This window comes from Brevundimonas sp. SPF441 (assembly GCF_009661015.1).
GTDB lineage: Bacteria > Pseudomonadota > Alphaproteobacteria > Caulobacterales > Caulobacteraceae > Brevundimonas > Brevundimonas vesicularis.
In genome coordinates this window covers 103871-123871 of record NZ_WJWX01000005.1, presented here as the reverse complement: position 1 = coordinate 123871, position 20001 = coordinate 103871, and the positions used below count along the sequence as shown (strand labels likewise).

At 67.5% G+C, this 20001-nt stretch carries 20 protein-coding genes; 11 read left to right on the top strand and 9 right to left on the bottom strand.

Going from position 1 to position 20001, the window contains the following annotated elements:
- Positions 1-6: 6 nt before the first annotated feature.
- Both GGC30_RS05340 and GGC30_RS05335 read right to left on the bottom strand, forming a co-directional pair.
- The gene (locus GGC30_RS05340; RefSeq protein ID WP_153923010.1) at positions 7-1431 is read right to left on the bottom strand and encodes a short-chain fatty acyl-CoA regulator family protein; all 1425 of its coding nucleotides are present in this window, start codon (positions 1429-1431) and stop codon (positions 7-9) included.
- A complete protein-coding gene (locus GGC30_RS05335; protein WP_153923009.1) occupies positions 1424-1561 on the bottom strand; it encodes a hypothetical protein in 138 nt (45 codons plus the stop codon). The genes GGC30_RS05340 and GGC30_RS05335 overlap by 8 nt, the downstream gene beginning before the upstream one ends.
- Between GGC30_RS05335 and GGC30_RS05330 the strand changes: the two genes are divergently transcribed.
- The 8 genes from GGC30_RS05330 to tdh all read left to right on the top strand — a co-directional run bounded on the left by GGC30_RS05330 (position 1560) and on the right by tdh (position 12547).
- A complete protein-coding gene (locus GGC30_RS05330; RefSeq protein ID WP_137722102.1) occupies positions 1560-3095 on the top strand; it encodes an acyl-CoA carboxylase subunit beta in 1536 nt (511 codons plus the stop codon). The genes GGC30_RS05335 and GGC30_RS05330 overlap by 2 nt on opposite strands.
- A gap of 8 nt (positions 3096-3103) precedes the next feature.
- Positions 3104-5083: an acetyl/propionyl/methylcrotonyl-CoA carboxylase subunit alpha gene (locus tag GGC30_RS05325; RefSeq protein WP_153923008.1), complete on the top strand. Its 1980-nt coding sequence runs from the start codon at positions 3104-3106 to the stop codon at positions 5081-5083.
- Positions 5084-5234: 151 nt separating this feature from the next.
- Positions 5235-6614: a methylmalonyl-CoA mutase family protein gene (locus tag GGC30_RS05320; protein WP_153923007.1), complete on the top strand. Its 1380-nt coding sequence runs from the start codon at positions 5235-5237 to the stop codon at positions 6612-6614.
- Entirely contained in the window at positions 6611-8770 is a 2160-nt protein-coding gene (scpA, locus tag GGC30_RS05315) for a methylmalonyl-CoA mutase (RefSeq protein WP_370451889.1), read from the top strand. Before GGC30_RS05320 ends, scpA begins: the two co-directional genes overlap by 4 nt.
- A complete protein-coding gene (gene mce / locus GGC30_RS05310; protein ID WP_091745815.1) occupies positions 8767-9189 on the top strand; it encodes a methylmalonyl-CoA epimerase in 423 nt (140 codons plus the stop codon). Before scpA ends, mce begins: the two co-directional genes overlap by 4 nt.
- Before the next feature lie 52 nt (positions 9190-9241).
- Positions 9242-10156, top strand: a complete 915-nt coding sequence (locus GGC30_RS05305) for a DUF4232 domain-containing protein (protein WP_153923006.1) — start codon at positions 9242-9244, stop codon at positions 10154-10156.
- 42 nt (positions 10157-10198) lie between these two features.
- Positions 10199-11389, top strand: coding sequence for a glycine C-acetyltransferase (locus tag GGC30_RS05300; RefSeq protein ID WP_153923005.1), 1191 nt, complete (start codon positions 10199-10201; stop codon positions 11387-11389).
- A 117-nt stretch (positions 11390-11506) separates the two neighbouring features.
- The gene (gene tdh / locus GGC30_RS05295; protein WP_199059180.1) at positions 11507-12547 is read left to right on the top strand and encodes an L-threonine 3-dehydrogenase; all 1041 of its coding nucleotides are present in this window, start codon (positions 11507-11509) and stop codon (positions 12545-12547) included.
- Positions 12548-12587: 40 nt separating this feature from the next.
- Here tdh and GGC30_RS05290 read toward each other — a convergent pair whose 3' ends face one another.
- The 3 genes from GGC30_RS05290 to GGC30_RS05280 all read right to left on the bottom strand — a co-directional run bounded on the left by GGC30_RS05290 (position 12588) and on the right by GGC30_RS05280 (position 14307).
- Positions 12588-13157, bottom strand: coding sequence for a hypothetical protein (locus tag GGC30_RS05290; RefSeq protein ID WP_153923004.1), 570 nt, complete (start codon positions 13155-13157; stop codon positions 12588-12590).
- A 13-nt stretch (positions 13158-13170) separates the two neighbouring features.
- Positions 13171-14019 (bottom strand): retroviral-like aspartic protease family protein, encoded by an 849-nt coding sequence (locus GGC30_RS05285; protein WP_153923003.1) that lies wholly within the window; start codon positions 14017-14019, stop codon positions 13171-13173.
- A 69-nt stretch (positions 14020-14088) separates the two neighbouring features.
- On the bottom strand, positions 14089-14307 hold the full coding sequence (locus GGC30_RS05280; protein WP_153923002.1) for a hypothetical protein: 219 nt from the start codon (positions 14305-14307) through the stop codon (positions 14089-14091).
- Between the two features lie 86 nt (positions 14308-14393).
- Between GGC30_RS05280 and GGC30_RS05275 the strand changes: the two genes are divergently transcribed.
- From GGC30_RS05275 to GGC30_RS05265, 3 genes are all read left to right on the top strand, one after another.
- Positions 14394-15359: a glycosyltransferase family 9 protein gene (locus GGC30_RS05275; RefSeq protein WP_153923001.1), complete on the top strand. Its 966-nt coding sequence runs from the start codon at positions 14394-14396 to the stop codon at positions 15357-15359.
- 219 nt (positions 15360-15578) lie between these two features.
- Entirely contained in the window at positions 15579-16910 is a 1332-nt protein-coding gene (locus GGC30_RS05270; RefSeq protein ID WP_153923000.1) for a dihydroorotase, read from the top strand.
- A complete protein-coding gene (locus GGC30_RS05265; protein WP_370451888.1) occupies positions 16907-17629 on the top strand; it encodes a prephenate dehydrogenase/arogenate dehydrogenase family protein in 723 nt (240 codons plus the stop codon). The genes GGC30_RS05270 and GGC30_RS05265 overlap by 4 nt, the downstream gene beginning before the upstream one ends.
- A 29-nt stretch (positions 17630-17658) precedes the next feature.
- Here GGC30_RS05265 and GGC30_RS05260 read toward each other — a convergent pair whose 3' ends face one another.
- The 4 genes from GGC30_RS05260 to GGC30_RS05245 are packed head-to-tail and all read right to left on the bottom strand — an operon-like array spanning position 17659 to position 19999.
- On the bottom strand, positions 17659-18018 hold the full coding sequence (locus GGC30_RS05260; RefSeq protein ID WP_153922999.1) for a hypothetical protein: 360 nt from the start codon (positions 18016-18018) through the stop codon (positions 17659-17661).
- 54 nt (positions 18019-18072) lie between these two features.
- Positions 18073-19005, bottom strand: coding sequence for an alpha/beta hydrolase (locus GGC30_RS05255; protein ID WP_153922998.1), 933 nt, complete (start codon positions 19003-19005; stop codon positions 18073-18075).
- An 11-nt stretch (positions 19006-19016) separates the two neighbouring features.
- Positions 19017-19697, bottom strand: a complete 681-nt coding sequence (locus tag GGC30_RS05250) for an SdpI family protein (RefSeq protein ID WP_153922997.1) — start codon at positions 19695-19697, stop codon at positions 19017-19019.
- Positions 19694-19999, bottom strand: a complete 306-nt coding sequence (locus GGC30_RS05245) for a metalloregulator ArsR/SmtB family transcription factor (RefSeq protein WP_153922996.1) — start codon at positions 19997-19999, stop codon at positions 19694-19696. The genes GGC30_RS05250 and GGC30_RS05245 overlap by 4 nt, the downstream gene beginning before the upstream one ends.
- Positions 20000-20001: the final 2 nt, after the last annotated feature.

Below are 20001 nucleotides of genomic sequence, written 5' to 3'. Positions count from 1 at the left end.
CCCCGATCAATAGCGGTCGGGGCGCGGGCCATCCAGCACATAGGGCACCACGCCGCGTTCGTTCTCCGGCACGTGCAGGGTGCGATCCAGCGGCGGGAAGGCGCGCTGGGTGCAGTCGGTGCGCTCGCAGATGCGGCAACTGACGCCGATCCGGGCGGCCGGGCCGTTCAGATCGAGGCCAGCGGCATAGACCAGGGCGCCCGCATGTTCGACCTCGCAGCCCAGGGACAGGGCGTAGCGGCGGTCGTTGGCCAGGTAGGAGCCGCTGGGCTTGGACACACTGCGCGCGATGGAGATGTAGCGCGAGCCGTCCGGCATCTCAGCCAGTTGCACCCCTATCCGGTCCGGCGCCGCGAAGGCTTCGTGGACGTTCCACAGCGGGCAAGCGCCGCCGAAGCGGGCGAACTGGAAGCGGGTGGCGCTGTGGCGCTTGGTGATGTTGCCGGCCATATCCACGCGAGCGAAATAGAAGGGCACGCCGCGCCAGCCCGGCCGTTGCAGGGTCGAGAGCCGGTGGCAGACCTGTTCGAAACTGACCTGGAAACGGGTGCGCAGCCGGTCGATGTCGTGCTTCTCCTCGCGCGCGGCCTCGAGGAAGGCGCGATAGGGCAGCAGCAGGGCGCCGGCGGCGTAGTTGGCCAGACCGACGCGGGCCACGTCCCGCGCGGCGTCGGTGCGGAAGGCGGCCTGATCCAGTTCGGCTTCGATCAAATCGCGGAAGGACAGCAGGGCCAGCTGGTGCGCCAGCTGGAACGACCGCGTCGCGCCGGGCTGCCAGGCGTCCAGCGTCAGGACGCGGCTGGCGGGATCGTAGCGACGCAGCGCCTCCTGACCGGCGACATAGGCGACGCGAACGCCGTGCGCCTGGCTCAGCGCAGACTCCAGCGCCCGCTCGATCTGGCCGTCCTGCACCAGCGTCGTCGCCAGCGCCTCGGCCGCGGTGTCCAGCGTGTCGATGTAGTTGTCGCGATAGTGGAAGAAGTCGCGCACCTCTTCGTAGGGCAAAAGGGCGACACTGGCGCCGTGTTCGTCCCGGCCCAGGGTGTCGTCCAGCGCCTTCACCCGCTCGTCCAGACGACGGAAGGTCTGATGCAGGGCCAGAAACTGGCGGGCCAGACGCGGGGTGTTGGCGACGGCCTGTTTCAGCTCTGCGGCCGTGGGCGGCTCGGCCTGACCTGCGATGTCGGTGGTCGCCTCGCGCAAATCGGCGATCAGGCGAGCATCGCCCTCCAGGTCGAACAGGCTGGCGTCCACGTGAAAGGCGCGGGTCAGGGCGATCAGGACGCGCGCGGTCGCCGGGCGCTGGTTGGTCTCGATCTGCGACAGATAGGACGGAGACAGGCCCAGCCGCTCGGCGCAGGCCTCCAGCGTCCAGCCGCGCGCCTCGCGCAGCTTGCGCAGTTTGGCGCCCAGGAAAAGCTTCTCAGCCATTCGCAACTTTGCAGATCATATCGCCATCCTTTGCAAGCCCGCGCAGTTCCACACTTTTTGCAAAGTTGCGTTTGCCATTTTGCGATGAAGGCGCCACGCGTTCTTTGAACGAGAGGCGAAGATCCATCATGACTCAAGCCATCCTTGAAGAACTGGAGCGCCGTCGCGCCGCCGCCAAACTGGGCGGTGGGGAAAAGCGTATCGCCGCCCAGCACGCCAAGGGCAAGCTGACGGCGCGCGAACGCATCGACGTGCTGCTGGACGAAGGCTCCTTCGAGGAGACCGACATGTTCGTCGAGCACCGCAGCCACGACTTCGGCATGCAGGACCAGCGCATCCCCGGCGACGGGGTGGTGACGGGTCGCGGCACGATCGGCGGACGGCTGGTCTATGTCTTCTCCAAGGACTTCACCGTCTTCGGCGGATCGCTGTCGGGCGCCCATGCGGCCAAGATCGTCAAGCTGCAGAAGATGGCCCTGACCACCGGCGCGCCGATCATCGGCCTGTTCGACGCCGGCGGGGCGCGGATCCAGGAGGGGGTCGAGAGCCTTGCCGGTTACGCCGACATCTTCCTGCAGAATACCCTGGCCAGCGGGGTCATCCCTCAGATCAGCGTGATCATGGGCCCGTGCGCGGGCGGCGACGTCTATTCGCCCGCCATCACCGACTTCATCTTCATGGTGAAGGACACGAGCTACATGTACGTGACCGGACCCGACGTGGTGAAGACGGTCACCAATGAGGTGGTCAGCCACGAGGACCTGGGCGGCGCGCGGGTCCATGCGGGCAAGTCTGGCGTGGCGGACGGGGCGTTCGAGAACGACCTTGAGGCCCTGTCGGAGGTGCGCCGCCTGATCGGCTTCCTGCCGCTGTCGAACCGTGAAAAGCCGCCGGTGCGCGAAAGCTATGACGAGCCGGAGCGGGACGAGCCGTCGCTGGACACCCTGATCCCGGCCAATCCGAACCAGCCTTACGACATGAAGGAGCTGATCCTGAAGGTGGTGGACGAGGCTGACTTCTTCGAGATCGGGGCCGACTTCGCCAGGAACATCATCTGCGGCTTCGGGCGTCTGGACGGCCAGACGGTCGGGATCGTCGCCAACCAGCCCCAGGTGCTGGCGGGCGTGCTGGACATCGATTCAAGCCGCAAGGCCGCGCGGTTCGTGCGCTTCTGCGACGCCTTCGACATTCCGCTGGTGACGCTGGTGGACGTGCCGGGCTTCATGCCGGGGACCAAGCAGGAATATGGGGCCCTGATCAAACACGGGGCCAAGCTGCTGTTCGCCTATGCCGAGGCGACGGTGCCAAAACTGACCCTGATCACGCGCAAGGCCTATGGCGGCGCCTATGACGTGATGAGTTCGAAACACCTGCGCGGCGACGTCAACTACGCCTGGCCGACCGCCGAGATCGCCGTCATGGGCGCCAAGGGGGCGGTCGAGATCATCTTCCGCAAGGAGGCCGGCGATCCCGAGGCCCTGGCCGCGCGCGAGGCGGAGTACAAGGACCGGTTCGCCAACCCCTTCGTGGCGGCGGGCCTGGGCTATATCGACGACGTCATCATGCCGCATGGCACGCGGCGGCGGCTGGTGAAGGCGCTGCGGACGCTGAAGAACAAGGTCCAGGAGAACCCCTGGAAGAAGCACGACAACATTCCGCTGTAGGCTCAGACATGTTCTCCAAAATCCTCATCGCCAACCGGGGCGAGATCGCGGTTCGGATCATCAAGACCTGCCGCAAGATGGGCATCCAGACGGTGCAGGTCTATTCGGAGGCCGACGCAGGGTCGCTGGCGGTCGAGATGGCCGACGAGGCGGTGCTGATCGGGCCGGCGCCGGCGGCGCAGTCCTATCTGCTGGCCGACAAGATCGTCGAGGCGGTGCGCCAGACGGGGGCGCAGGCCGTGCATCCGGGCTTTGGCTTCCTGAGCGAGAACGCCGGGTTCGCGCGTCGGCTGAGGGACGAGGGGATCGCCTTCATCGGGCCGAACCCGGAGGCCATCGAGGCCATGGGCGACAAGATCAGCTCCAAGAAGCTGGCGGCCGAGGCGGGGGTTTCGACCGTGCCGGGCCATATGGGGCTGATCGAGACGCCGGACGAGGCGGTGAAGATCGCCAATGAGATCGGCTATCCGATCATGATCAAAGCCTCGGCCGGCGGCGGCGGCAAGGGCATCCGCGTGGCCCACTCGGACGCCGACATGGCCGAGGGGTTCGCGGCGGTGAAGGCCGAGGCGCTGAACGCGTTCGGCGATGACCGGGTCTTCCTGGAGAAGTTCATCGTCGATCCGCGCCACATCGAGATCCAGGTGCTGGGCGACAAGCACGGCCATGTGGTCCATCTGTTCGAGCGCGAATGCTCGATCCAGCGCCGCAACCAGAAGGTGATCGAGGAGGCGCCCAGCCCCTTGCTGGACGAGGCCACCCGAGCGGCCATGGGGGCGCAGGCCGTGGCCCTGGCCCAGGCGGTGAACTATGACTCGGCCGGCACGGTCGAGTTCGTCGCCGGTCAGGACAAGAGCTTCTACTTCCTGGAGATGAACACCCGGCTGCAGGTCGAGCATCCGGTAACGGAGCTGATCACGGGCGTCGATCTGGTCGAGCAGATGATCCGTTCGGCGTGGGGCGAGGCCCTGGCCTTTGAGCAGAAGGACCTGAAGATCGACGGCTGGGCGATCGAAAGCCGCATCTACGCCGAGGATCCGTATCGCGGCTTCCTGCCGTCCATCGGCAGGCTGGTTCGCTACGAGCAACCCGAAGAAGGCGATCAGGGGGATTATACGGTCAGGAACGATTCCGGTGTCCGCGAGGGCGACGAAATCAGCATGTACTACGATCCCATGATCGCCAAACTGTGCGCCTGGGGCGAGACGCGCGAGGCGGCGGTCGAGGGCATGGCCCGCGCGCTGGAGGACACCCACCTGTCGGGCCTGGGCCACAATGTGCCCTTCCTGGCGGCGGTGATGGATCAGGATCGGTTCAAGTCGGGCAATCTGTCGACCAGCTATATCAAGGACGAGTTCCCGGACGGCTTCCACGGTCTGAAACCGACGCGGGACCAGGAGCGCATCCTGCTCGCCTCAGCGTTGGCCATGCACGAGGTCATCGCCGAACAGGACGGCGACCCGTCGGATCGCACTGACTGGATCGTGATGATCGACAAGACGCCGCACGGCGTCGGCCTGTCCTATGACGAGGACGAGGAGATGATCCTGACCCTGACGGGCGGGGGCGACATCCGCCTGTCGGACATCGACTGGCGGCCGGGTCTGGCCCAGTTCAAGGCCGATCTGGACGGCGAGCCCTTCACCGCGGAGGTCAAACGTGTCGCCGACGGCTTCGACATCCGCCACCGTGCGGCCAAGGCGCGGGTGCGGGTGCTGCGGCCCCACGTCGCCGAACTGTATGCGCGCCTGCCGGAGAAGGTCGCGGCGGACACCTCCAAGATGGTGCTATCGCCGATGCCGGGTCTGGTGGTCTCGATCCCGGTGGTCGTGGGTCAGGAGGTCAAGACCGGCGAGACGGTGGCCATCATCGAGGCCATGAAGATGCAGAACATCCTGAAGGCCGAGCGCGACGGGGTGGTGAAGGCCGTCGGCGCCAAGGACGGCGATCCGGTGGCGGCGGACGACGTGCTGGTGGAGTTCGGGTGATGAAGAACCCCTCCGTCTCTACGCTTCGCTCCGAGCCACCTCCCCATTGCATGGGGAGGAGACGACAGCCTGTCTCCGCCCCGCTTGCGGGGAGGGGGGGCGCGAAGCGGTGGAGGGGTTCTTCACGACGCGCGGGTGGGGAGGCGCGCGCATGAGCTTCCCCACACCTACCCCCCTCGAATGGCGCGAGGCGGCCCAGAAGGCGCTGAAGGATCGGCCAATCGAGTCGCTGATGCATCTCGACGCCGATCAACTGGTGACGCGGCCGCTGTATGCGGGCGCGACGGGCGTGCAGCCGATCTTCGCCCCGCGTCCATCCGACTCCGAAGGCCGGGCCTGGGATCTGCGGACGCTGGTGGAAGGCGACGATGCCGAGGCGGTCAACGCCGCCGTCCTGACCGATCTGGAGAACGGCGCGGCCTCGGTGGTGCTGAAGGGGCGGGTGCTGTCGGATTCCGCGCCCTTGGGCCGGGCGCTGGAAGGCGTGGCGTTGGAGCTGGCGCCCGTCGCGCTGGATGCCGGGATCGACGGGCCGGATGCGGCAAACGCCCTGGCGGTCGTCGCCAAGGGCTCGCCGCGCGCCCAGCTGCGGTTTCATATGGACCCGGTCTCGGCCTTCGCCGAGGCGGGCGGGGCGCAGCGTTCTGTGGAAGAGCATCTGAGCCTGGCGGCCAATACGGCGGCGCGTCATGCGGGCGCCTATCCCGACGCGACCTTCTTCCTGGCCAGCGGCCGGGTCGCGCACGAGGCGGGCGGATCGGCGGCGCAGGAGCTGGCCTTTGCGGCGTCCAGCGTCGTGGCCCATGCGAAGGCGGCGGTCGAGGCCGGGATGTCGGTCGAGGCGGCTTTGCGCGGCACGGTCGTCGGCCTGTCGGTCGATGCGGAATATTTCGACAGCCTGGCCAAGGTTAGGGCCATGCGGCTGATCTGGGCCAGCCTGACGAAGGCGTTCGACGTGGACGTTCCGGCTGTGATCGAGGCGCGCTCGTCGCGGCGGATGCTGTCGGCGCGCGATCCCTGGCCCAATCTGCTGCGGCTGACGGCGGCGGGCTTCGCCGGCGCGGTCGGCGGGGCGGACGTGGTGGTGCTGGATGGCTTCACCCGCGCCTCCGGAACGTCAGACGCCTTTGCGCGGCGACAGGCGCGGAACACCCAACTGGTGTTGATGGAGGAGGCCAATCTGGGCCGGGTCGACGATCCGGCCGCCGGCTCCTGGTATCTGGACGCCCGGACGCGGGACCTGACAGAGGCCGGCTGGGCCGAGTTCCAGATGATCGAGGCCGAAGGCGGTCTGGTCGACGCGCTCAAGGGCTCGGTCATCCAGCCCCGCATCGCCCGCGCCCGCGCGGTCCGCGAGGCCGCGCTGACGAACGGCGCGGCGCAGATCATCGGCGTGACCAAATATGTCGATGCGGACGTGCGGCCTGCGCCGGTCGAGGCGGGCGATGAGGCGGCCGTGTTGGTCGAACGGGTGTGCGAGCCCCTGGCTCCGATCCGGTTCGCCGCGGCCTTCGAGGAGACGGCTCAGTGAGTTTCCCCGACTTCAGCAAGATCGCCCTGAACCTCGATGCGACGGGGCAGGGGCCGACGCGCGATCCTTGGCTGACGCCCGAGGGGCTGACGGTCGAGACCGCCTATGGTCCCGGCACAACGGACGCGCTCGATCACCCGCACGGCCTGCCGGGGTTCGCGCCGTTCGTGCGTGGTCCCTATCCGACCATGTATGCGGGCAATCCCTGGACGATCCGGCAATACGCCGGCTTCTCGACCGCCGAGGAGTCCAACGCCTTCTACCGCCGCAATCTGGCGGCCGGTCAGAAGGGGCTGAGCATCGCCTTCGACCTGGCGACGCACCGGGGCTATGACAGCGACCACCCGCGGGTGAAGGGCGACGTCGGCATGGCGGGCGTGGCCATCGACAGCATCTATGACATGCGGACCCTGTTCGACGGGATCCCGCTGGACCAGATGTCGGTGTCGATGACGATGAACGGGGCGGTGCTGCCGATCCTGGCGCTGTATGTCGTCGCGGCCGAGGAGCAGGGCGTGCCGCACGCCAAGCTGACCGGAACCATTCAGAACGACATTCTGAAGGAGTTCATGGTCCGCAACACCTACATCTATCCGCCCGAACCCTCGATGCGGATCATCGCCGACATCTTCGCCTGGACGGCGCAGGAGACGCCGAAGTTCAACTCCATCTCGATCAGCGGCTATCACATGCAGGAGGCGGGAGCCTCGGCGGATATCGAGCTGGCCTATACGCTGGCGGACGGGATCGAATATCTGCGGGCGGGCGTCGCGGCGGGCATGCCCATCGACCGGTTCGCGCCGCGCCTCAGCTTCTTCTGGGCCATCGGCATGAACTATTTCATGGAGGTGGCCAAGATGCGCGCCGGCCGCCTGCTGTGGGCCGAGGCGGTGCGCAAGGAAGGCGGGGTCGATCCGAAGTCGCTGAGCCTGCGCGCCCACTGTCAGACCTCGGGCTGGTCGCTTGCGGCGCAGGACGTGTTCAACAATGTGCCGCGCACCATGGTCGAGGCCATGGCGGCGGCGGGCGGCCAGACGCAGAGCCTGCACACCAACGCCTTGGACGAGGCCCTTGCGCTTCCAACCGATTTCTCGGCCCGGATCGCGCGCAACACCCAGATCCTGCTGCAGCAGGAGACGGGGCTGACGCGGGTGATCGATCCCTGGGGCGGCAGCTTCTATGTCGAACGGCTGACGCACGAGCTGGCCGAACGGGCACGCGCCCATATGGCCGAGGTCGAGGCCCTGGGCGGCATGGCGAAGGCGATCGAAGCCGGCATCCCCAAGCTGCGGATCGAGGAGTCCGCCGCCAAGACCCAGGCCCGGATCGACACTGGCCAGCAGACGGTGGTGGGGGTGAACAAATATCTGAACCCTGTCGTCGACGACATTCCGATGCTGAAGGTCGACAATGCGGCGGTGCTGGCGGCCCAGATTGACAAGTTGAAGCGCCTGCGCGCCGAGCGAGATCAGGCGGCGACCGATGCGGCGCTGAACGCCCTGACCGAGGGCGCGCGCGGGAATGCCAACCTGCTGGAACTGGCGGTTCAGGCGGCCCGCGCCAAGGCGACGGTGGGCGAAATCTCCGACGCGCTGGAGGCCGCCTTCGGCCGCCACGTGGCGACGGTCCAGACCGTTTCGGGCGTGTACGCCAAGGAGGCGGGGACCGACGCCCGCTTCGCCCGCGCCCGCGAGATGGTCGCGACCTTCGTCGAGAATGACGGCGGGCCGCCGCGCATCCTGATCGCCAAACTGGGCCAGGACGGGCACGACCGGGGCCAGAAGGTGGTCGCGACCGGATACGGCGATCTGGGCTTCGACGTCACGGCGGGCAGCCTGTTCCAAACGCCGTCGGAGGCTGCACAGGAAGCGGTCGAGAAAGGCGTTCACGCGGTCGGCGCATCGTCGCTGGCGGCCGGGCATCTGACGCTGGTGCCTGAGTTGAAGGCCGAGCTGGAGAAACTGGGCCGGCCCGACATCATGATCGTGGTCGGCGGCGTGATCCCGCCATCTGACGTCCAACCCCTGCTCGATATGGGCGCGGCCGCCGTCTATCCGCCCGGTTCGGCCATCGCCGATACGGCGGTCGACCTGATCGAGAAGCTGAACCAGCGTCTGGGTTACGCCCAGCCCCCCCCCGACAAGGACAAGTCATGATCGGCGCCCTGAACCACGTCGGCGTCGCCACGCCGTCCATCGCCGACTCGATCAAACTGTATCGCGATATCCTCGGCGCGACGAAGATCGGCGAGCCGTTCGACCTGCCGGCGCAAGGGGTGAAGGTCTGTTTCGTGGATACGCCGACGGCTCAGATCGAGCTGATCGAACCCTATGACGACACCAGTCCCATTGTCGGCTTCCTGGCCAAGAATCCCAAGGGCGGCCAGCATCACGTCTGTTTCGAGGTCGCCGACATCCACGCCGCCGTCGCCGAGATGCGCGCCAAGGGGGTGACGATCCTGGGCACAGGCGAGCCGCGCATCGGGGCGCACGGGACGCCGGTCGTCTTCCTGCATCCGCGTGACATGGGCGGCGTGTTGATCGAGCTGATGGAGACGCCAAAAGCGGGGCATTAAGCGGAGCCTTTGGTCAGGTTGGGCCGTTGAAGCCGAAACCAGAGGACATGACATGATGTCGCACCGCCTGACCACATTCGTCGCCATCGCCGCCCTGACCGGCGCTGCAGCCTGCTCTCGCACAGAGCCGGAACAGCCCGCCGCCCCGGTCGAACCGTCGGCCGCGCCTGCATCCAATGCGCCCTCGGTCGGCTATGCCTGCGAAAGCGGCGCGACGCTTCAGGTCCAGTATATCGACAGCGACAACGCCAGGCTGACCCATCAGCACCAGACCTATGCCTTGCGTTCGGTGCAGGCCGCCAGCGGCGCGCGCTATGTCGGCGGCGGGGTGGAATGGTGGACGGCGACGCGCGATGGCCAAGAGGGCGGCACGCTGAGCCGACTGGGTCCGGACGGCACGACCGGTGTCGCGGTGCTGGAGCGCTGCTCGCGGCCGATTCCCGGGGCGGATGCGACGCCCGGACCGGTGCGGACGCCGGGCCAGACGCCGACCGAGGCGACCGGCGGGGTCTTGCCCGCTGCGCTACCCTGCAAGGGGCCGCAACTGACGCTGGCGGCAGGCGACGGCGATGCGGGTGCGGGAAATCGGGTCACCAACTTCAGTCTTCAGAATATTGGAACCCAGGCCTGCAGTCTGACCGGCTATCCGACAGTGACCTTGCAGGACGCGCGCGGACGCACCTTGTCGTCCATCCGCGCCGAACAGAGTCCAGGAAGCTATTTCCGCCAAGGCCAGGCCCCCACGCCGGTCGAGCTGGCCCCCCGGGCCAAGGCCTATTTCGAAATGGCCTGGAGCGTCGTGCCTAATGAAGCCCTGCAAAAGACGTGTCCCGACGCGGCCACGATAAAGGTCATGGCACCCAGCGATACGGCCGCCGTCAGCCTGCCGTTCTCGTTCAGTCCCTGCGGCGGCCGCATCCGTGTAAGCCCGATCCGGGCCGAGGCTAACCCGGCCCCGGCGACCTGAGGCGGGTGGAAACCGATCGAAAATCGGCGTAGGTCGCGGCTCATGACCCAGAGCTTCTACGACCGCGTCGCCGGCGAACTGTCCGAGATCGACGCCCAGGGCCTGACCAAGCCCGAACGCATCATCGCCTCGCGCCAGGGGCCGGTGATCCAGGTCGCCGGCCGCGACGTGCTGAACTTCTGCGCCAACAACTATCTTGGCCTGGCCGGCGACGAGCGTGTGACCCAGGCCGGGATGGCGGCGCAAGCGAAGTGGGGCGCGGGCACTGCGTCCGTGCGCTTTATCTGCGGCACGCTGGAAATCCACAAGGAACTGGAAGCGGCCATCGCCGCCTATCTCGGTTTCGAGGACGCCATCCTGTTCGCCGCCGCCTTCGACGCCAACGGCGGTCTGTTCGAACCGCTGCTGGGCGAGAACGACGCCATCGTTTCCGACAGCCTGAACCACGCTTCGATTATCGACGGGGTTCGGCTGTGCAAGGCCAAACGCTATCGCTTCGCCAACTCCGACATGGACGAGTTGGAGAGCCGGCTGAAGGAGGCCCGCGCGGCCGGCGCGCGCGACATCATCATCGCCACCGACGGCGCCTTCTCAATGGACGGCTATATCGCCAAGCTGGACGAAATCCGGGCGCTGGCCGACAAATACGACGCCCTGATCATGGTGGACGACTGCCACGCGACGGGCTTCCTGGGCCCGCAAGGCAAGGGCTCGTTCGCCCATCATGGCGTCGAGGTGGATTTCGTCACTGGCACCTTCGGCAAGGCCCTGGGCGGCGCCATGGGCGGTTTCATCTGCGCGAAGAAGTCGGTGGTCGAACTGCTGAAACAGCGGGCGCGGCCCTATCTGTTCTCCAACGCCCTGGCGCCGGCTGTGTGCGGGTCCAGCCTGGAGGCGATCCAAATCGCACAAGGCGCCGAGGGAGATGCGTTGCGCACCCGCCTTTCGGCCAACGCCCATCGCTATCGCGGGGCGATGTCGAACGCAGGCTTCACCCTGCTGGACGGCGAGCATCCGATCATCCCCGTCATGCTGGGCGACGCCAAACTGGCGCAGGATTTCGCGGCGCGGGCGCTGGAGCTGGGCGTCTATGTGATCGGGTTCTCGTTCCCCGTTGTGCCGCGTGGCCAGGCCCGCATCCGCACACAGATGTCGGCGGCCCATACCTTCGACCAGATCGACCGCACGGTCGAAGTGTTCACCCAGGCGGGCCGGGAACTCGGCGTCATTTAGCCCTTTTCGCGCGCCATCGACGAAAGCCAAGCGGTGAGGAGGCGTGGGGCCTCAGCCGCAGGTTTCGGGATGAACCCGAGGCCACGATTTCAGGGAGTTGAGACTATGACCGACACGATGAAGGCCTTGGCCAAGACGGCGCCGGGCGTCGGCCTGGAACTGATCGACGCCCCGATCCCTGAAGCGGGGCCGGAAGATGTGCTGATCCGCGTCCATCGCACGGCCGTCTGCGGCACCGACATCCACATCTGGAACTGGGACGAGTGGTCCCAGAAGAACGTGCCGACCCCGATGATCACCGGCCACGAGTTCGCTGGCGAGATCGTCGCCATCGGCAAGGATGTGGATCGCCCGCTGAAGATCGGCCAGCGCGTCTCGGCCGAGGGCCACGTCATCGACCTGAACTCGGAAGCCGCCCGCGCCGGCCATTTCCACCTGGACCCGAAGACGCGCGGCATCGGCGTGAACCGTCAGGGCGCCTTCGCCGAGTTCGTCGTGGCCCCGGCCTTCAACGTCATCGAACTGCCGGACGACGTGCCCTATGAGATCGGCTCGATCCTCGATCCGTTCGGCAATGCGGTTCACACGGCCCAGCAGTTCGACCTGCTGGGCGAGGATGTGCTGGTCACCGGCGCCGGCCCGATCGGTATGATGGCCGCCGCTGTTGCCCGCCACGCGGGCGCGCGCACCGTGGTCCTGACCGACATCAACGACTTCCGGCTGGAGCTGGCGCAGAAGGTCGCGCCGGGCGTTCGCACCGTGAATACGACCAAGGAAGACATCCACGATGTCATGAAGGAACTGGGCCTGAAGGTTGGCTTCGACGTGGCGCTGGAGATGTCAGGCTCGCCCATCGCTTTCAAACAGTGCGTCGACACCCTGATCATGGGCGGCGGCATGGCGCTGCTGGGCATTCCCGGCAAGCCGATGGAAACCGACTGGGGCGCGATCATTCTGAAGGCCCTGACCATCAAGGGCGTCTATGGCCGCGAGATGTTCACCACCTGGCGCAAGATGCTGGGGCTGTTGAAAGCCGGCCTGGACCTCAGCCCGCTGATCACGCACCGCCTGGGCTACGCCGACTACCGCGAAGGCTTCGAAGCCATGAAGTCGGGCCAATCGGGCAAGGTGGTGCTGGACTGGGACAAGGCGGCCTGAGCGCTGAGACCCTTGGTCTAGGCCAGCTGGCGAGCTGCGATTAGATCGGCTGGGAGCCGGAAGGCGTCACCGCATATCGCGCGACGACGCCGTCCGGCTGGAAATCGTGTTCGGCCAGCCGGTCGAGGGACATCAAGACGCGCGTCGTGAAGGCGTCGGTGTCGCCATCCTCGATCGCCGGGCGCAGCCAATCGGTGACGACGGCGCGGGCCGGATAGGTGCCGACAGGGCCGGGAATGCTGAGCGCCACCTCGATCCCTTCCGCGACCCAGCCGGCGACGGTCACGAAAAACTCGGGCGAGGCCAGGAAGTCGGAGCGGCGCAGGACATACAGGGTGATGACCCCATCCTCGACGCCGTCGGGGCGGACGATGACCCCGCTGCGATCTGGTCGCCAGTTGTCCGACAGCTCGACCACGCGCCACAGGCAGAACCAGATGCGGCAGGTGTTCGGCCGAATCTCGTGGACCGAACAGCCGGCGCCGTCGACGCAATAGGCGCACAGCTCGCCCGTCGGCTTGGCCAGTTCCGGCAGGTTCAGCGGAATGACGCGGCAGCATTCGACGCAACCGCCGCAGGTCCGGCCGGGGAGGAGAGGAAGTGAAGTCATCGCGGCCGGGATTTCAGTCCGGCGTCTGCCAGACCTTTTGCGCTCCATAGTCGATGGCGAAGCCCCTGTCGCCCAGCCAGTCGATGCCGATGATCGCTAACGGCGCTTCGGGCGGGCCGAGACGATCGAAGACCGGCAGGGCGCCGACCTTCACCGATGTCGCGGACCAGCGCCAGCGTCCGATCTTCACGTCGGTGATCTGGCCCTGACCCAAATCCATTGGAAACCCGTCTATGCCGGTGATCTGTCCGCCGGACGGCAGCGCATCCGTTTTGATATGCAGCGCGGCGGCGAAGGCGGGGTTCAGGGTGCTGTGCTGCGCGCCGGTGTCCAGCAAGCCCCAGCCGGTCGTGTCGCCGATCCGGACCGGCAGCAGGATACGCCATGGGCGCTGCCAGTCCGTCTCGATCGGCATCCAGTCCGCCTCGACGGCGCCGCTGGCGCGGACGGACACGCAAGCCTGAGCGGGGCGCCAGACCGCCATGGCCTCGCCGAACAGATCGACGCCCGCCAGGCCCGCAATGTCGTGGCTATCGAAGCTCGGTGGGTCGATCTCGGGCGAGACGAAATCGCGCATCTGGATCGGCCCGGCTTCCAAGGCAGCGATGCGATAGAGATCGACCTGCACCACGCCGCCCATGCCCTGGGCCTGATCCGGCGTCGGCTCGCGCGGCGGATGCAACAGGGCGATGCGCGGGGCGTCCAGGGTGGTGCCGCTGGAGGCCGTGTCCAGCACGAAGGCGAAGGGGCCCTTTCCGTTAATGCGGGCTTCGATGACCGGGCTTCCGCCGTCGCCGCGCTCAAGAGCAAGGCAAGACGAGTCCGTGGCGGCGAGCATCAGGCTGATGGCGAGTGCGAACATGGGCGTCCTCCGTCATCAGGAGGGGCACGATGCGTTGTGGGCGGCAAGTTAAGCCTTGGTCATGTCGCGCTAGCCGAGCGCGCGCTCCAGTCGGGCGATGCGGCGGTCCATGTCGGCGACGACCGCTTCCAGGCGGCCCTTTTCGGAGGCCATGTCGATCGGCGTGCCGTCCTCGTAGGAAATCGTCGCGCCCTTGGCGATCAGGTCCAGTCGGTAGATGGCCGTGACGCGCTGGGCCTTGAAGCGTTCGAGGGCGGCTGCTGCGGCGGGATCGGACGTCTGGCTCATTCGCGTCGCTGTAGCGCATGGGGCCTTCCTGTGGAAACACGCGTTTGGCGCTGAACCGCGGATAGAATCCCTGTATCCGTCGACGGATGATCGGGCGGTTTCCCATCCTGTACATCGCCGAGGCGGACGCCGAGGACGCCGTGCTGTCTTCCGGCGTGCTGGCGCATCTGGTCGAGAGCCTGCCGCACGCGACCTTCACCATCGTCGGATCGGCCGCCAGTGCGCCGCTGTTCGCCGATACGCCGCGCCTGACGAAGTTGATCGTGCTGGAGCGCGAAGGCCATTTCGAATGGATCGCCCTGTGGAACCAGGTGCGGGCGACCAAATGGGGGCTGGTCGTGGACATGCGCGGCTCGGACCTGTCGGGCAAGCTGAGGCGGCACAAACGCGCGGTGCGGGGCAAGGATCAGCCGGGCCTACATGCGGTCGAGGCGGCGGCGGCGGTGCTGAAGCTGGAGCCGGACGAGATCCCGGCGCCGAAACTCTATGTCTCAGACGAGACGCAGGCCCAGGTCGAGGCGCTGATTCCGGCGACGGGCGGTGACGGGCCGATCCTGGCGGTCGGGCCGGGCGTGGAATGGATGGGCAAGCGCTGGCCGGCCGAACGCTACGCCAAGGTGGCGGCCAAGCTGCTGGCCGACGACGGGCCGCTGGCGGGCGGGCGGCTGATGATCGTGGGCGAGGAGATCGACCGCGAGGCGGCGCACACGATCCGCTACGCCGTGCCGCGCGCGCGGGTGATCGAGCTTCAAGGCAAGCTGACGCGGCTGCAGACGGTGGCGGCCTTGTCGACGTCGGTGCTGTACATCGGGGCGGACTCGATCTGGACCCAGCTGGCCGTGGCCTCGGGCACGCCGGTCGTCGCCGCCTTCGGGCCGTCGGACGAGACCGTGCGCGGACCCTGGAAGGGGGAGACCGTGCGCGGGCCGCGGACCTATGAAGAGTTCAAGAAGCTGGATCCGCGCCTGAACCAGGCGATCCAGCATATGATGGATCTGCCGTGGGAGCGGGTGCTGAAGGCGGCGCAGCGGATGTTGAAGGCGCGGGGCTGAACCCGATCTCCCTCCCCGCCCGGGGAGGGTGGACGCGAAGCGGCCGGGTGGGGGCGGCCGGCGATCCTGCGACGAACCTGTGTCGTTTCGCCTTGCCGTCCCCACCCGACCTCGCCTGCGGCTCGGCCACCCTCCCCGAACGGGGAGGGAGAGCGTTTAGCGGCTTTCACGGTCGACGCTGCATCCGCTAGAACCGTGGAAACACCCGCAGGATTTCCCATGACCCAGACCTATGACCTGATCGTCCGTGGCGGCGAGGTGGCGAACCATGCGGGGCGGGGCATGGCGGATGTCGGGATGATCGACGGCAAGATCGCCTTCATCGGCGACCTGTCTCAGGCCTCGGCGGGCGAGGTTTTCGACGCGACGGGTCTGACGGTCTTGCCCGGCGTGATCGACACCCAGGTCCATTTCCGCGAGCCGGGGCTGGAGTGGAAGGAAGATCTGGAGACGGGAAGCCGCGCGGCGGCCCTGGGCGGCGTCGTCGCCGTGTTCGAAATGCCGAACACCAATCCCAACACTACCGACCCCGACACCATGGCCGACAAGCTGGCGCGGGCGAAGGATCGGATGTGGACCGACCACGCCTTCTACATCGGCGGCACGCATGAGAATGCGGACTATCTGGGCGAACTTGAGCGGCTGCCGGGGTGTTGCGGGGTCAAGGTCTTCATGGGCGCCTCGACCGGCGACCTGCTGATCGCCGACGACGAGGGGGTGCGCAAGGTGCTGTCCAATGTGCGCCGCCGCGCCACCTTCCACTCCGAGGACGAATACCGCCTGGTCGAGCGTCGCGGCCTGGCCCGCACCGCTGACTGGACCAGCCACCCCGAGGTGCGCGACGCCGAGAGCGCCATCCGCTCGACCCGTCGCCTGGTCGGCCTGGCCAAGGAGACGGGCGCGCGTATCCATGTGCTGCACGTCACGACCAAGGAAGAGATGGAATATCTGCGCTTCCACAAGGATGTCGCCACCGTCGAGATCACGCCCCAGCACCTGACCCTGGTCGGACCGGAAGCCTATGAGCGGCTGGGCAGCTATGCCCAGATGAACCCGCCGATCCGGTCGCAGGAGCATGTGGACGCGTTGTGGCTGTGGGGGATGCAGCAGGGCGTGGCCGACGTGCTGGGCTCCGACCACGCGCCGCACACCAAGGAGGAAAAGGCCAAACCCTATCCAGCCTCTCCGTCCGGGATGCCGGGGGTGCAGACGCTGGTGCCGCTGATGCTGACCCATGTGGCGAACGGGCGCTTGTCGCTGGAGCGTTTCATCGACCTGACCTCGGCGGGGGCGCAGCGGGTGTTCGGCACGGCGAACAAGGGGCGGATGGCCGTCAGCTATGACGCCGACCTGACCATCGTCGATCTGAAGGCCAAGCGGACGATCACTCACGATCAGCAGGCGACGCGCTGCGGCTGGACCCCGTTCGACGGGATGGAGGCGACCGGCTGGCCGATGGCGACCCTCGTGCGCGGTCGGGTGGTGATGCAGGACGGTGAACTGCTCGGATCGGCGCACGGGCGGCCGGTGCGGTTCATGGAGACGCTGTGAGGGAAACGCTCGGCCTGATCGGCTTCGGCGCCTTTGGGCGGCTGACGGCGCGGCATTTGTCGGCCGGGTTCGAAATCCTGGCGCATGATCCGGCGGCGAGCGATGACGGAGGCCTCGCGACCCTGACCGATCTGGCGACCGCCGCCGCCTGTCCCACGGTGGTGCTGGCCGTGCCGGTCGAGGCGTTGGAGGCGACGCTGATCGCCATCGGCCCGCACCTTAATCCCGAGGCCCTGGTCATCGACGTGGGGTCGGTGAAGGTGAAGCCGGCGCAGGCGATGAACGCCCTGCTGCCGCCCGGCGTGCGGATCGTGGGCACCCATCCCCTGTTCGGGCCGCAGAGCGGCAAGGACGGCATCGCGGGCCTGCGGATCGCCGTGTGCGAGGTAAGGGGGGCGAAAGACGCCCGCCGCGTCGCCGCCTTCTGCCGCCGGGCGTTGCGCCTGAAGGTGTTTCAGGTCAGCCCCGAGGACCATGACCGCGAGGCTGCGACGGTGCAGGGCCTGACCCATCTGATCGCCCGCGTCCTGATGGCCATGGAGCCCCTGCCGACGCGCATGACCACCGCCAGCTTCGACCGTCTGATGCAGGCCGTCGACATGGTCCGCCACGACAGCCCCGCCGTCTTCCGCGCCATCGAACGCGACAACCCGTTCGCGGCCGAGGTTCGGGAGCGGTTCTTCGCCCTGGCGGATGAGGCGCGGGGAGAGTTGGACTAACTTTACGGCAAAGTTCTCATGATCGCCATTCAGCCCTCCGGCGAATGGCAGGGGCGAGGACCAGAAGCGAGAGTGTAAAACGATCCGAGTGGCGTGTCATAGCGCATGAGCTCCATCTCTTCGCCGACCAAGCACGAGATGCGTCTGTACACTTTGATCCTGGCCAAGCGGCCTTCCACATGAACGATAGCCGCAGGAGCATTGCGCCGTTCGCTTCCGGCGACATCGAACGAAATCACCTTGCCCTTGGTGGATTGCGGCGCGCTAACAAAGGCTACCACCATCGCCATCACGACGGCGAGTACGACTACAATGAGCGCTCCACCAAGAGCGACCTTATGAAAGGTCCATACCACCCGAAGTTCGTTGATCACCCTGCGCATGCTCAAGCGAGCCTCGGTCGCCTGAATAGTTTTTTCAAGCCGGTCAGATGTTGATGACGATTAATGCGCCCGGATGAACGCCCCCACATCCTCCGTCACGCCAGTGGCCAGCGGCAACGCTGGATCGGCGTAGGTCGCCAGATTGGCGGCGCGGTCGGCGGGGGCGGTCTTGAGGAGGTGGTTCACGCCGTCCCAGAGTTTCAGCGTGGCCTTGGGGTCGGCGGCGGCGAGGGCTTGGGCGTCCGTGACGGTGACTTGGAGATCGGTGGTTCCCTGGCCGATGAAGACCGGGCCGTCGTAGGCGGCGAGCAGGGCGGCGGGGTCCAGCGGCAGCCACGAGATCAGATACGGCTGGACCGAGGGACGGAACAGGGCCGCCAGCGCAGGCGGCGTGTCGGCGACGGTGCGGCCGGCCTCAAGCTCGGTCAGGACCGCGAAGGCCTGGGTCTTCAGGGGTTCGGGCATGCCGGCCTGGAGCTGTTCGCGGATCACCACGCCGGCCGGGCGACCGGCGCCGGACAGCAGGATCAGGCCGCAAATCTTGTCGTCTCCGCTCTCGACCGCCTTCAGGGCGACCAGGGCGCCTTCGCTGTGGCCGATCAACCAGGCGCAGGGCTTTCCGGCGCGCGAGGCAGCCTCCGTGGCCCAGGCGCGGGCGTCGGCGGCGTAGTCGTCGAAACGCAGCCGGGTTTCGTCGAGCCCGGCGGCGGCGCTGGCCGCGATGCCGCGCTTGTCGATGCGCACGGTGGCGACGCCCTGTTCCGCCAGGCCTTCGGCCAGCAGGCGATAGGTCGAGGCGGCGACGCCCATCGGGCTGTTCCCGTCCCGATCGGTCGGGCCGGAGCCGGGCAGGATGACGGCGACGGCCGTCGGCGCTTCCGGCGTCAGCAGCGTGCCATGCAGGGGCGCGGGCTGGGCGGGCAGGGCGATGTCGGTCGAAACCGGGCCCGCGATCAGGCTGGCGGCCAGAAGGGCGTGGGTCAGCATCAGCATGGCAGTCTCCTTCAGAAGGGTTGGCGGTCGGGGTCGGCGCGCCAGACGCGCCAGCTTTCGAAGATCGAAAGGCCTGCGACGACGATGACGGCGGCGATCAGGGCCGTGACGCCATAGGGCGGGGGCGCAAGCGGCGCGGCGATCAGGCCGGCCAGACCGACCAGACAGAACAGCCGGCCGGCCAAACGGTTCGAGCGATCCCAGGCCAGGCGGCTCTTGTAGCTCCAGGGCGTGCGCACGCCGATCAGGGGATTGGGCGCGACACGGCCGAGGAAGGCGCCGGTGACCAGCAGGATCAGCGACAGGGCGCCGGTCAGGACGGCAGGGCCGCTATCCACGCTGGCGTGACCCAGGCTGGCCCAGGCGATCATCAGTCCGATGGCGGCCAGGAGAAAGATGGTCAGCCCCTGACCGATCCGCATCGAGCGACGGCGCGAGGCGTCGCCCTGATCCTCGGCGCGCAGGGCGGCCAGACCCAGGCCGGCGGCGGCGATGAAGCCGATCACCGCCATGCCGCCCGCGAAGGTCGCGAACTCCACCCGGTCGCCCCAGCGATCGACCTGCCAGTCCGCATTCCAGTGCATCGGCATGGGCGTCGTCGGGCCGTTGACGCCGATGTAGAGGGCGAACGCCGCCTGCACGCCGAAGACGGCGAGGGTCAGATAGTCCAGCAGGGACAGGCGATCCTTCATCGGCGTGGTTCCTTTGAGGGCTGGGGCAGGGGTTCGGTCGCTTCGCCGGTTCCGACGATGTCCATCAGAAAGGCCATGGCCTCCTCGACCGCCGAGATTTCCAACCGATAGCGGATGGTCTGGCCCTCGCGCTCCGGGCTGACCAGGCCGGCCTCCTTCAGGGCGTTGAGGTGGCCAGTGATGGTGGGCCAGCTCATGTCAAAGGCGGCGGCGATATCGCCGGAGGCCAGCGGACCGGCGCGCAGCATGGCGATGATGCGACGACGCACCGGATGCGACAGGGCCTTGAACAGGGTGTTCATAG